Annotated in this window: 10 protein-coding genes and 3 pseudogenes; 4 read left to right on the top strand and 9 right to left on the bottom strand. The window is 43.1% G+C overall.

Features of this window, described 5'->3' with window-relative positions; genetic code table 11:
- A pseudogene (locus tag EDD59_RS12525) lies at positions 1–314 on the top strand (glycine/sarcosine/betaine reductase complex component C subunit alpha); the annotation flags it as partial.
- A gap of 127 nt (positions 315–441) precedes the next feature.
- Here the strand turns inward: EDD59_RS12525 and EDD59_RS12520 are convergent.
- The 8 genes from EDD59_RS12520 to EDD59_RS12485 form a co-directional block, all read right to left on the bottom strand.
- Complete coding sequence (locus tag EDD59_RS12520) at positions 442–1,464, bottom strand: sialidase family protein (protein ID WP_132382372.1); 1,023 nt, start codon at positions 1,462–1,464, stop codon at positions 442–444.
- Positions 1,465–1,471: 7 nt separating this feature from the next.
- Positions 1,472–2,302 carry a carbohydrate ABC transporter permease gene (locus EDD59_RS12515; RefSeq protein WP_243117418.1) on the bottom strand — a complete coding sequence of 277 codons (831 nt, stop codon included), beginning with the start codon at positions 2,300–2,302 and terminating at the stop codon, positions 1,472–1,474.
- 4 nt (positions 2,303–2,306) lie between these two features.
- Positions 2,307–3,173 (bottom strand): carbohydrate ABC transporter permease, encoded by an 867-nt coding sequence (locus tag EDD59_RS12510; RefSeq protein ID WP_132382368.1) that lies wholly within the window; start codon positions 3,171–3,173, stop codon positions 2,307–2,309.
- Positions 3,174–3,218: 45 nt separating this feature from the next.
- Positions 3,219–4,553 (bottom strand): ABC transporter substrate-binding protein, encoded by a 1,335-nt coding sequence (locus EDD59_RS12505; protein ID WP_132382366.1) that lies wholly within the window; start codon positions 4,551–4,553, stop codon positions 3,219–3,221.
- 24 nt (positions 4,554–4,577) lie between these two features.
- A complete protein-coding gene (locus EDD59_RS12500) occupies positions 4,578–5,501 on the bottom strand; it encodes a dihydrodipicolinate synthase family protein (protein ID WP_132382364.1) in 924 nt (307 codons plus the stop codon).
- Between the two features lie 99 nt (positions 5,502–5,600).
- Positions 5,601–6,359 carry an IclR family transcriptional regulator gene (locus tag EDD59_RS12495; protein WP_132382362.1) on the bottom strand — a complete coding sequence of 253 codons (759 nt, stop codon included), beginning with the start codon at positions 6,357–6,359 and terminating at the stop codon, positions 5,601–5,603.
- Positions 6,360–6,571: 212 nt separating this feature from the next.
- Positions 6,572–7,435: a methionyl aminopeptidase gene (locus EDD59_RS12490; protein WP_132382360.1), complete on the bottom strand. Its 864-nt coding sequence runs from the start codon at positions 7,433–7,435 to the stop codon at positions 6,572–6,574.
- Between the two features lie 38 nt (positions 7,436–7,473).
- Positions 7,474–8,718: a DUF1015 domain-containing protein gene (locus tag EDD59_RS12485; protein ID WP_132382358.1), complete on the bottom strand. Its 1,245-nt coding sequence runs from the start codon at positions 8,716–8,718 to the stop codon at positions 7,474–7,476.
- A 280-nt stretch (positions 8,719–8,998) separates the two neighbouring features.
- On the opposite strand from EDD59_RS12485, the gene EDD59_RS12480 reads away from it, so the two are divergent.
- The 3 genes and pseudogenes from EDD59_RS12480 to EDD59_RS18165 form a co-directional block, all read left to right on the top strand.
- Positions 8,999–9,148: a hypothetical protein gene (locus EDD59_RS12480; RefSeq protein ID WP_207670405.1), complete on the top strand. Its 150-nt coding sequence runs from the start codon at positions 8,999–9,001 to the stop codon at positions 9,146–9,148.
- A gap of 531 nt (positions 9,149–9,679) precedes the next feature.
- A pseudogene (locus tag EDD59_RS18595) lies at positions 9,680–9,979 on the top strand (hypothetical protein); the annotation flags it as partial.
- A gap of 274 nt (positions 9,980–10,253) precedes the next feature.
- Positions 10,254–10,740: pseudogene (locus EDD59_RS18165) on the top strand (4Fe-4S binding protein); the annotation flags it as partial.
- A gap of 48 nt (positions 10,741–10,788) precedes the next feature.
- Here EDD59_RS18165 and EDD59_RS12465 read toward each other — a convergent pair.
- Positions 10,789–11,235 carry a hypothetical protein gene (locus EDD59_RS12465; RefSeq protein WP_132382356.1) on the bottom strand — a complete coding sequence of 149 codons (447 nt, stop codon included), beginning with the start codon at positions 11,233–11,235 and terminating at the stop codon, positions 10,789–10,791.
- Positions 11,236–11,584 lie beyond the last annotated feature (349 nt).

Below are 11,584 nucleotides of genomic sequence, written 5' to 3'. Positions count from 1 at the left end.
GAGGAAAGGTGTTTGCTGTCTCTGCCAAAGAATTCGAGGCGGCAGGCAATGCCGGATTCAAAGAGATTCTTGCAGAGAGGAAAGCAGCGGAAAAATCAGCCCCAGAGGAAGAAGTGACAGCACCGCCGAAAGAGGTCGTGACGGAGCAGATCCCCGGGATCGAGATCATGGATTTGGAGGACGGTGTAAAAGCACTGTGGAAAGAAGGCATATACGCGGACAGCGGGATGGGCTGTACGGGACCTATTATCTTAGTAAGTGATGCCAAAAAAAAGCAGGCCCAATCAATTTTAAAAGATAAGGGGTATCTTTAAGATATATAGAATCCGGCTTAAAAATTCTAAGAGCTAGTGTACTGTTGACATTCCATATTGATTTAGAAAAAATGTAGATTGCAGAGCCCAATTATAAGGGTACGCAATCTACATTTTTAATGGAGAACTATTCCCTAATCTTAATTTTCCAAAATGCTATACTTTCCCGCTTCCAGGTATATGTGATGTATAAAGTGTTTCCGTCACATAATATGGCCGGGTAAGAGAACTCACCCGCCCCTTTGTCCAGCAGCATCACCTGCTCCCAGTTGTTTCCGCCGCCTTCTGAACAGAGCAGACAGATAGGAGTTCTTTTCCCCCAGCTTTCCCCCACAGGGTTGCAGACCAGATAAACGTTTCCGCTGAATGACTTTACTGTGTCAATACCGCTGTTATTGTTAGGTATCCCGGTGGGGAGTGCCTCACTCCAGCATTCACCCTCGTTTTTAGAAATGCTGTGATAAATTTGTCCTTCCGTGCTTCGCATCAGCATATGAACTGCTTCTCCTGATTCCCAGAAGGTGGGCTGAATAACACCCCGTCCTTTGAAAGACTGCTCTGACACAGGGATCTTTGTAAAATTCCTATTTACCTTTTGATCTTCTGGCAGCGAGATTGTAACTTCTTCACTTTTCCTCCAGGTAATTCCATCATCATCCGATATATCCGCAAAGGCTCTCCAAGCTCCGTTTTCGAGAGAAGCAGGTGCCAGAAGACGTCCGCTTTTTAATTTAAGAATTTTATTTCTGACTGGTCCACGTCCGCCGGCATCCCCCGGTACAAGCTCTTTTGTCTCACTCCAGCTGCTGCCGTTATCCTGTGATATTTTACACATAGTCTGCCAGAGAGCTATTTCTTCTCCGACTTTATAATACAAAACCAATTCTCCATTCTGGCGCACATAGAGTACAGGATTCCAGCATGGTACACCGTTGTGCCCGGCCAGAACAACGGGAGATTCCCACAGCCCATCACGACGTATTGTCCCATATATTTTTACGTCAGGGGCACCCTCTGTACTGCCCTGAAACCATGCACAAAACAAATCTCCATTTGGCAATAGTGCAAGTGTGGATGCATGACAAATTTCATTTTTAAGAGAATCCTTAAAAACAAAACTTTTATTTGCTTCAAATAAAGTACTTTTCATTTTACTATCATCCTTTAATACCTGAGCTTGCGATTCCTTCTACAAAGTATTTCTGCAATGCGAGGAAAACGATTAATGTTGGTATTACGGCCATACAGCATCCGGCGAGAGCAGTGCCGTACTGGAACTGAGCATTGGAATTTACAGATCCCATGAACTGGGCGATTCCTACTGGCAGTGTTTTCAGGTTATCTGTTCTGATACATATCATGGGCCAAAGGAAACTGTTCCAGTTTGCGATAAATGTCAAGATTGTCACAGTGGATAAGGCCGGCTTTGACAGCGGAAGCATAATCTGAAGAAATATTCTGAGTTCTCCGCATCCGTCAATTCTGGCGGCTTCTTCCAGCTCTGTGGGAAGTCCCTTGAAGAAACTTGTTAAGATAAAAATACTTGTTACGTTTGCTGCGGAAGGGAGGATAATACCCGCATATGTATTCAGCAGGTTCATCTTTGAGCACAGCAGAAATAATGGTATCATATATGCCTGAATGGGAACGAGCAGCATGGCTACGATTGTGCTGTACAGCACTTTTTTCCCTTTAAATTGAAACCTTGCAAAAGCATAGGCAGCGAGGGAGGACAATATTAAAATTAATATCGTTCCGGCCCCTGCAGTGATAATACTGTTCTTCATCCATGACATATAAGGATATTTCCGCAGTACCTCTGCATAATTGGCAAAAGTGGCCACATCAGGAATCCATCTGGGGGGATAACTAGTGATATCGGCTTCGGGTTTGACGGAGCACACCAGGGCCCAGGCAATTGGAAATAGAAATACGATACATATGAGAATCGTTACGATATATTTTACGCTTCCTTTTAATTTCTTCATAACTTTAAGCCTCCTCATCCACTTTCAGTATGCTGTTCTGCAATTTGATAAGAACTACAAGAATTAGCAGAATAGCAACTTCAATGGCGGAACCATATCCCAGGTCATAGTTCTGAAATGCTGTGGTATAAAGATATTGAACCATTGTGAGAGTTGATGTGCCGGGTCCCCCTGCGGTCATAACATAAATCTGGTCGAAAAGCTGTACGGTGTTGACCAGCGTTAAAGTGATAACCATGGATGCAACAGGTTTCAATAAAGGACAGGTGATTTTGAAAAATGTCTGGACTTTTGTTGCTCCGTCAATTTCCGCTGCTTCGTATAAGTCATGCGGGATTCCCTGCAGTCCGGCCAGAAACAGAACCATATTATAGCCAAGGTAGGTCCAGATTACCACAACCGCCACGGAGACAAGCGCAACCTTTTCACTGGTAAGCCATTGGATTTTACTTTGGCCCATTTCTTTCAGATAGTAATTCAATATTCCGAAATTGTTGTCGTACATCCACGTCCATATGATTCCGACAACTGCCGGAATCAATACAAACGGGATGATAGATACGACTCTTCCCACACTTTTAAAGCGCATTTTCTGGTTCAGCAGTAATGCAAGCAGAAGGCTGAAAATAATCAGCGGCGGGAGTGTCAGTATAAAAAATTTGAAAGTATTCCAAAGTGAAATCATAAAATACTGGTCTGTAAATAGTCGTTTAAAGTTTTCAAGGCCGGCAAATCGGGGTATTCCTGCAATATTCCACTTCATAAATCCGATGAAAAGCCCTGCAATACTGGGACCTAGCCTGAATACCGTAAATACAATCATATACGGCAAAAGAAATAACGCGGCTACTCTGCCTTGTTTTCGTTTCATACTATATTATCCTCCTTGATGAAGTGGACAAACGCTTGACAACATTTAGTTATTTTTCATTACATCGTTCAAATCTTTTTCAAACTGTGACGTAATCTCTCCGGCGTCTTTATTGTTGAGTGTCGCATCCTGAGCCATTGTCAATATCGGACTTGGCGCTTTGGAAGAGAAGAGCGAAACGGAAAGGGGGTTAGCGGGAAGGAATTTTACATAATCCATCTCTGCATAAAAAGCATCGATACCCGGTAATTTCTCTGAGTCCTCCTGAGACTGGACATTTGCTGGAATCTGTCCGGAAAGAGCCCATTGGGCAGAGTTTTCAGACAGCCATTTTACAAATTCCCGGGCTGCAGCCTGCTTGTTCTCATCTGGATTTTTACTTGCAGGGAACGCCAGAAGTTCGGAAGCTCCCCAAACGGCTTTCTCGTCAAATATCTGTGGGTACTCTGCCGTATTCCATTTAAAAGAAACATCACTGAGACCGGAAAGCTGCCAGTTTCCATCGATAATCATTGCAACATTACCTGCTTTAAAATCATCGATAGGAGATTTTTCGCCTACGGGCGTTACATTATATTTGTAGATTAAATCCTCTACAAACTGAATTGCCTTTGAGGTCTTATCCGCATCCAGGCTGATTTCTTTCATATCATCTGTAAATGGGTTGTATCCCTGCTGGTTCATCATTGCATATGTCTGATAAAAGGTGTGATGATTCTGCAGAAAACCAAAGCCGTACTGCTTAATGTTGTTTTTGTCAAAGCCTTCTTCAGCAGCGTTCCTCCCGTTGGCATCAACGGTCAGCTTCATTGCAGTGTCAATTAGTTCATCACCAGTCTGAGGCGCGTTTTCAATTCCCGCCGCATCCAGCAGAGCTTCATTATAGTAGAGTGCATGCATATTCAGATCAATGGGTACACCATATAAAGTGTCTTCATATTTACAGCCGTCCCATGCAGTTTTTACATAATCACTTTCGCTAAGGTCCAGTGCCTTGACCTGGTCGGCATCCAGAACGCCCATATCCACGAACTGGCCCATTTCAAATGTGTGCATGGCCACCACATCCGGGGATGCACCTGCCTGGTAATCTGCAAGGAATTTTGTAAAAATGTCACTCCACTGCAGCGATGTGAATTCCACAGTAACGGTATCCTGGCTGCTGTTGTAATCGTCTACAAGAGCCTGCATTTTTTCAAGGTCGGCGCCGGTCCATCCCCCGTAATAGGTAATGGTGCAGGGCTCAATCCCGCCCTCTTTTGTAGAATCTGATTTTGCGGATGATGAATCCGATGAATTTCCGCCGCACCCTGCAAGCAGAGCTGCCGTCATTGCTACTGTCAATGTCGCTGCCAAAAACTTTTTGAATCCTTTTCTCATAATGCTTCCTCCTCTTATATTGGATTATGTGTACCACTTTTTTAATAACTCTTCTGACAAGCATCTCAATTGCCTCAATTCCAGAATCTCTGTTTGATTTATACAGTCCTTTGTATTTTTACGTGTTATGTACTCTATGGGAACGCCCAATTCCCTGAGATAGTATTTGGCACTGAGAGGATAGTTTTTAAGTTCAATAAAAGAGCACATTGTCAGAATTTCCTGAAGAATCTCTGCTCTTTCCGGCTCCTTTTTCCAGTTCTGCAGCAGCCATGCATAGAGCCTGGGATGATAATTTGCCATCACTCCACTGTAGCCGGAAGCCCCTTCTTTAAGACTCTCCAACAGTGTGGCTGTATTTGCGTTGTATAACTTCATCCGGCTGCCTTTTAGTAACGCAAGCTTTCTCCTGATGTTCTCCATGTCGCAGCTTGTGTCCTTTAAAAAATAGAACTGTCCACTATCTACACAGTATTTTATAATCTTTTCTGAAAGAATTCTCTTGTAGGGATATGGACATTCATAAAACCCCAATGGTAAGTTTACGGGCAATTTACTGATAACGGCATCCAAATTTTTAAGAAACACATCATCAGACTCATTTTCTTTTGCAAACCTGTTGGAAATTAGTATGAGGGCATCTGCCCCATTTTCCGCAACTGCACATAGTTCTTTGATCTGGTCTTTCAGATTATAGGAAATGTGGCCGGAAGAGATGACGGGAACTCTTTTCCCTGCTGCTTCCTTAACGAACCGGGTGATTTTACATCGTTCTTCCAAAGAGAGAAAGAACATCTCGCTGGACTGGCAGACAGCGAACAGTCCACTGGAGCCACTTGAGATATACCATTCGACAAGTTCACTTAAGACGTGATAGTCTACTGTACCGCCGTTTGTAAAGGGGGTTAGCATGACCGGCCACATTCCGTCCGGAAATTCATTTTCCATATAGCACCTCCTTCTCGTTCTACTATGAAGAACGTTGTTCTCTTATATGCTTTAAAATAAAACTCGAATCAAAAGATTCAAGCTTCATGTTAAGCTCTGCTATAAACGCTGCTCTATTTTATCAACATACTTCTTTATCAAAATAGCCCACCTACGGATCTGATCTTCCGTAAACTGAGGGTAAGATCCACTGATACTTATAGCCGCATAAAGATTTCTGGACTTGTCGAAAATTGGAAGAGCTACACATTTAATTCCAAATTCATGCTCCATATCATCGACGGCATACCCTCTCTGTTTTATCAGAAGAAGTTCTTTGTAAAAGGCATCTTTATCTGTAATAGTCTGGTCTGTGTATGCAGTTAAATCCCGTTCCAGATAGGAAGCTATTTTCTTTTGGGACATATTTGCCAGCATGGCCTTACCGAGGCCGGTACAGTGCATATCAGCCCGTTCGCCCAGCATCGACCGCATCAGATGGGTGGATTCAGCCGGATACATAGCTTCCAGGTAAACTACCTCATTATTGTGGGGGATAGCCAGATAAACCCGTGTATTTGTTATATTGGCCAATTCCTGCATATAGGGCATAGCAATCTTGGTGATGGCAAATGTATCTCCGAGAGCTCTGCTCAAAGTGAAGATTCCCATTCCCAGTTTGTACTTATCGCTTTCCTCATCCTTTTCCAGATAATTCATTGCCTGAAAGGTGCTGAGAATGTTATGTACGTTGCTTTTATATAATCCCAATTGCTCACTGATCTCAGTTACGCCAAGTGTTGGCTTTGAGGAAAAACAATTTAAAACTTCCAAAGCCTTCTGTAAACTTTTAATCTTAATTTCTGCGTTTGTTCCCATAATCTTTCAACTCCACAATGTTCTACAATAAAGAACGATGTTCTATTTATCTACAGATAGAATATAACACATTTTTAAAATGATTACAATTGTACAATTGTATCAATTATACGATTAATTATTTGTGCACATATACCATATCAAGAAAGATTTAGCCCCCGGGCATATATCCATTCAAGATGCATAACACGCCTGCGGGGGCTGTCCCTTACTTATTTAGTTAATACTTCAATTCCATCTTCTTTCACCAGCACCATGTATTCGATCTGCGCCGAGAGTCCGTCATCGATGGTATATACCGTCCAGTCATTCTCTTCATCCACATAGAAATCCGGGCTTCCCTCGTTAATCATCGGCTCAATTGTGAACATCATGCCGGGAACGAGAAGCATTTCACTGCCTTTTGGTGTGACATAGCTGACGAAAGGCTCTTCATGAAACCGGAGGCCAATCCCATGCCCGCCGATATCTTCTACTATAGTATACCCGTTTGCCTGGGCGTGCGTATTGATGGCATCGGCGATGTCGCCTAAATGTCCCCAGGGCTTTGCGGCAGCCAACCCCAAATTCACGCATTCTTCTGTGACTCTTACAATACGTTCGGCCTCCTCGGACACTTGCCCTATCTTAAACATTCTTGAGGCATCGGAAAAGTAACCCTTTAAATTCGTGGAGACGTCTACATTAATAATGTCTCCTTCCTTCAGAATAATATTTTCGTCGGGAATGCCGTGGCAGATTTCATTGTTTATAGAGGTACACACACTCTTTGGAAATCCCTCAAAATGCAGAGGGGCAGGGACTGCACCATGCTTAACTGTGACATCATATACAATTTTATCAATATCCTCAGTGCTCATTCCGGCGTGAATCTGTTCAGCAACTGCATCAAGAACTGCAGTGTTCACAGCAGCACTCTCTTTGATCTTCTCAATCTGGAAAGGGGTCTTCAGCAATTTGCGCTTTGGGACAATCTCCCCCTTTTCAGCGTGCAGTTTCATTTTTTCCTCAATTGCCATGTGGCATTTTTTATATTTCTTTCCACTGCCACACCAGCAAAGGTCATTTCTTTCCATTCTTAACATCTCCTTCTAAATCAATCTAAAGTTACTACTCATCTCTCGAACTGATGGATAAATAATCCGCTTCTGAGTTTCGGTTCAAACCAGGTGGATTTAGGCGGCATAAGCCTGCCCGCATCTGCAACCCTAAGTAGTTCCTCCATTGAGGTCGGATACATGGCAAATGCCACACCCTTCCCGGCACTGTCTACAGCCTCAGACAGGGCCTTTAATCCCCGGACTCCGCCCATGAACTGAATACGGGTATCGGTTTTGGGGTGTCTGATTCCCAGAAGAGGTCCCAGGATCACATTTTGCAGAACAGATACATCCAGGCTGTCCACCGGATCATCTGAAAACAAAAAAGGATTTGCTTTCAGGAGATACCAACGGCCATTCCCATAAAGTCCGATTTCGCCCTTACAGGAAGGACGACAGACTTCATTGCCCATGTCTGTTATTTCAAAACCACTCCTTATCATATCAAGAAACTTATCAAATGTATAGCCGTTCAGGTCGGAAACTACACGGTTATAGTCGTAAATATGAAGTTCTTCAGCAGGAAAGAGGACGGAAAGGAAGTAGTTGAACTCTTCACTCCCGTCATAGTCAGGGTGTTCAGTTCGGCGTTTTAAGCCTGTCTTTACAGCGGATGCGGCCCGGTGATGGCCGTCTGCTATATAAATATTGTCAATTTCTTCGAAAATATAAGTTATTTTATTAATACTTTCTATGCTCTTAATCTGCCACACCTGATGCCGCACATGGTCTTTACTTGTGAAATCATAAAGCGGGGCAGTGTCTTTCACTGCATTCAATATCTGATTCAATGAGGCATTCATATGGTAAGCCAGGAAAATCGGACCGGTCTGTGCACTTATTGTGTCAATGTGGCGTATTCTGTCCAGCTCCTTGTCTTCCCGGGTATGCTCATGTTTTTTAATTCTGCCTTCCAGGTAATCATCAATGGAGGCACAGCCCACAAGCCCAGTTTGAGTATGACCGTTTTGGGTGAGGGCGTAGATATAATAACAGGGGCTCTTATCTTTAACAAAGTAGCCATTTTCTATCATTTCATTTAATGTATCTCGGGCTTTCTCATATACGGGCTGGGAGTACATATCTGTATCAGGAGCGAATTGGGTTTCTGCCCGGTCTATTTGCAAAAAGGAAAGAGAATTCTGCTTCACAATATCTCTGGCCTCTTTGCTGCTGTACACATCATAGGGAAGTGCTGGAATAGCGGATGCCAGTTCTTTTGCGGGGCGTATACTCTGAAAGGGTCTGATGGATGCCATAATAACTCTCCTTTAATTCTGAATTCAGTTTGCGGAAAAGAAACTTTTTTCTGTCGCCAAACCTCTTTCATTCTAGCACAAAGGCAGGAAATTTACTATAAAAATGTTATGTGTTTCATTTTCGGACGCAAACGATTGCCTGATTTCACGTTGCAAATCTCTGAGCCATTCCATATAATATATATTAAACTTATAAGGAAAGTGGGAATATGGAGTGAGGAGGGAATTTCATGTTGAATAAAATTAATTTGCGTCTTCCAGTGCGTTTCCGATGTTGTAGGTGCTTTCTCAGAATATCCTGCAGGAGTTCAGTGATATCTTTGACCTGAATATTGAGCTGGTAAATATTGATGACGATTTTGGAGGATGGGATGCCGCTACTGAGAAACTTTTTGCGGACGGAGCCATCTTTGACCAGATATATCAATAGGAGGATTCAAATATGTTCCGGCTGAAAAGGCCCTTCAAAAAACAGAACAACAGTGTGATACCAGGGCTCGGGCTTTCCATGGGAATTACAATTACAATGCTTAGTTTCATTGTGCTAATCCCCCTGTTCTCGGTATTTTTAATACTGACTGACTATAGTTTCAGCGAGTTCTGGAAGGTGGTAACGGATAAGCAGACAGTGGCGGCCTATAGGGTCAGCCTTTCCTGCTCCGCCATTGCTGCGGTAATCAATGCAGTGTTTGGAACCCTTCTTGCCTGGGTTCTGACCCGTTATAGATTTCCGCTCAGGCGGGTGCTGGATGGTCTGATTGAACTACCCTTTGCCCTGCATACAGCAGTGGCCGGTATTGCACTGACTACATTGTATTCCGAAGATGGGTGGATAGGCCGCTTGTGCAGTAAGGAGAAATCTATGAGCATTGAAATCAAGAAGAACCAATGTATCGGCTGCGGCCGGTGCTGTAAAGTCTGTCCGGGGAGCCTGATCTGGTTAAAAATAGGCAAGGTGGAAATTCTTCATCGTTTGATGGCAGAACGTGAGCAGGGGATCACGATTGACGTGGCTTATCGCTATTTTAAGACCGATGCCCTTAGCAGAGAATTGGGTTTGAAACACGCTGTCATTATACCGGTTTCTGCGACGGAAGGGGATAATGTTACTGTACATTCCGATAAAATGAAATGGTATCATGGAGAGACACTGCTGAATCATCTGGAAACGGTAAATATTTCAAATGGCGCGCCGGAGCCGGGATTTTATATGCCGGTGCAGAGAGTGTGCCGTCCCAACCATAGTTTCCGAGGATTTCAGTGACAGATAGAGGCAGGACGGCGTATTCTTAAGTGACGGAGACAAAACACTTTCCATAAAGCTTTTTGACAGTTTTTATTACCACCCCGACATTCACACAGTCCTGCGCCACAGCCCTGCCCCGTCAATTTATCGTCCGGGAGATGTACTTCCCCTGAAAGGAGAAAGCTTCCATTATCCTCTGGATTTTGATTTGCCCTTTAGAAATGAGTTTGCCAATATACGAGATGGCATATTTACGGGGTTTGGCGGGCGTGTGCAGAAATATCCATTGTTGGAGACGGGCGGTGTAGATACCGGGGTGTGCGGACCCAGAGTAAGAACAGTTACAGCCTGCCAGAGAAGTGCCATATGCGGCTCCGGCTGTATAGACACGTATCCCCTGGCGGGTGGAGATATCCGAGCACTATTTTGGCCGGGAGCTGCCCCACAAGTTTAAATTTGGGGTTACCGGATGTATGAATAATTATCTAAAGGCAGAGGGAAATGATATGGGAATCAAGGGCGGTTACGGGGTGAAATGGATTCCCGAAGACTGCACCCTCTGTGGCGTGTGCACAAAAGCCTGCCGTGATGGAGCTCTTACCCAGACGGAAAACGAGATTGTGCTGGATAAAGATAAGTGTACGAATTGCGGACGCTGTGTCAAGGCATGTCCTTTTAATGCATGGGAAGGCAAATCGGGTTATCTGGTCTCCTTTGGAGGAAACTTTGGAAAGGAAGAGGGACATCAGATTTTAAAACTGAAGAATAATGAGGATGGTACCTACGACTTAATTGTGCAAAAAGGCAGGGATGAATAATGAAACTTAACGTAGCAGGGAAAGTGAAAGAATATGAGGACGGACTGACGGTGATGTGTCTCCAACATCATTATATTTCTCGGGATAGAGAAATGCGTCTGAATACGGAATTGTGATCGTGGGGAAATCCCCGGTTTCATCAAAGTCTGAATCAAAAAATACTATGTGTAATTTATTGCCTATACCATATTTTTCTTCGTTTATCCCTAAAAATTTTATATAGAATTCTTCATTTTTATCAATATCACCGGAATCATTCAAGGCTTTTACAAAGTAATCTGCGCCGTCTGCTTTTATTATGTTCACATCAAGAACAGAGCGGACAGGATATGTAGTACCTGGGCTTAGAAAATAATCAATTAATATTACAGCTAAAATGACCACAATTATTGAACTGAAAAATAGAAGGTCATGAAATAAATGAGTTCTTTTTGGGGAAACTGCTTTAGCCATTATTACACGCACCTCATCTCATATGTGTTTTGGGTAATAAAAGGTTCCTATACAGATATGTTAGCATTTTTCTATAAATTATTCCAGCATTATCTTTCACAAGAAAAAGGAACGAAATTGTACACCTTATTGAATATTAATAGTTCAATAAGTATAAATTAATCTCTGGAATTAATGAAATCAACTTGCAGCCGGCAATTTGAAAATTTTCGCATATTGTGCTATAATCTCCCGGAATAATATCAGATCTTCACTCTGCTGATATCTAAGGAGTAAATGACCATGAATTTTCCTACTTCAACAGAGAAACCCAGGAGCTCTATGCCCTGGGAAATATGGAAGACAGAGA

Origin of the sequence: Muricomes intestini (assembly GCF_004346165.1) — a bacterium.
GTDB classification, from domain to species: Bacteria; Bacillota; Clostridia; order Lachnospirales; family Lachnospiraceae; genus Muricomes; species Muricomes intestini.
Note: the sequence above shows the minus strand (reverse complement) of the source record. Positions and strands in the feature narration are given on the sequence as shown.

Excerpts from the sequence above, each read along its gene's own strand:
- EDD59_RS12505 (WP_132382366.1), bottom strand. The coding sequence starts at position 4,553 with ATGAGAAAAGGATTCAAAAAGTTTTTGGCAGCGACATTGACAGTAGCA.
- EDD59_RS12520 (WP_132382372.1), bottom strand. The coding sequence starts at position 1,464 with ATGAAAAGTACTTTATTTGAAGCAAATAAAAGTTTTGTTTTTAAGGAT.
- EDD59_RS12500 (WP_132382364.1), bottom strand. The coding sequence starts at position 5,501 with ATGGAAAATGAATTTCCGGACGGAATGTGGCCGGTCATGCTAACCCCC.
- EDD59_RS12485 (WP_132382358.1), bottom strand. The coding sequence starts at position 8,718 with ATGGCATCCATCAGACCCTTTCAGAGTATACGCCCCGCAAAAGAACTG.
- EDD59_RS12495 (WP_132382362.1), bottom strand. The coding sequence starts at position 6,359 with ATGGGAACAAACGCAGAAATTAAGATTAAAAGTTTACAGAAGGCTTTG.
- EDD59_RS12465 (WP_132382356.1), bottom strand. The coding sequence starts at position 11,235 with ATGGCTAAAGCAGTTTCCCCAAAAAGAACTCATTTATTTCATGACCTT.
- EDD59_RS12510 (WP_132382368.1), bottom strand. The coding sequence starts at position 3,173 with ATGAAACGAAAACAAGGCAGAGTAGCCGCGTTATTTCTTTTGCCGTAT.
- EDD59_RS12490 (WP_132382360.1), bottom strand. The coding sequence starts at position 7,435 with ATGGAAAGAAATGACCTTTGCTGGTGTGGCAGTGGAAAGAAATATAAA.
- EDD59_RS12515 (WP_243117418.1), bottom strand. The coding sequence starts at position 2,302 with ATGAAGAAATTAAAAGGAAGCGTAAAATATATCGTAACGATTCTCATA.